This is a genomic window from Phocaeicola faecium (assembly GCF_014837055.1).
Taxonomy (GTDB): Bacteria; Bacteroidota; Bacteroidia; order Bacteroidales; family Bacteroidaceae; genus Phocaeicola; species Phocaeicola gallinarum.
The window spans coordinates 1-368 of the sequence record NZ_JACSPQ010000027.1; the positions used below are offsets into that span (position 1 = coordinate 1).

General features: G+C 66.0%; 1 protein-coding gene. It reads right to left on the reverse strand.

Annotated elements, in window-relative coordinates:
• Nucleotides 1-251, reverse strand: a 251-nt coding sequence (locus H9626_RS15640; RefSeq protein ID WP_225231009.1) for a DUF3180 family protein, incomplete at its 3' end; no start/stop codon positions are given.
• Nucleotides 252-368 lie beyond the last annotated feature (117 nt).

The following is a 368-nucleotide window of genomic DNA, read 5'->3' on the forward strand; positions in this document are numbered from 1 at the left end:
ATCATGGCCCGCTGCGGGTTGATGAACGCGTGCGGGCGCTTGGCCGGGTCGGTGTTGGCGTAGGCGTGCACCTGCAGGGCCAGGGCCAGCACCGCAATGCCCATCGCCATCAGTACCACGTCCACGAACCATGGCGCACCGAGCAATGACGTGGCCATGCGCTCATCGAGCATGGCCAGGCCGACGCCGCCCGCAAGGCCGATGATCAGCGCCACCAGGTAATACCACCATGGGGTTCGACGCACCTTCATCGTTCATCCCCAAGGATCCAATCGTCGGACAGGACGCCCACCCTGCCAGCGTCTGGCGCCATGGCCAGCAGGAACGAAACCGGGTCTCCGCCCAGCCGGGCGTCCGGATCCATATCG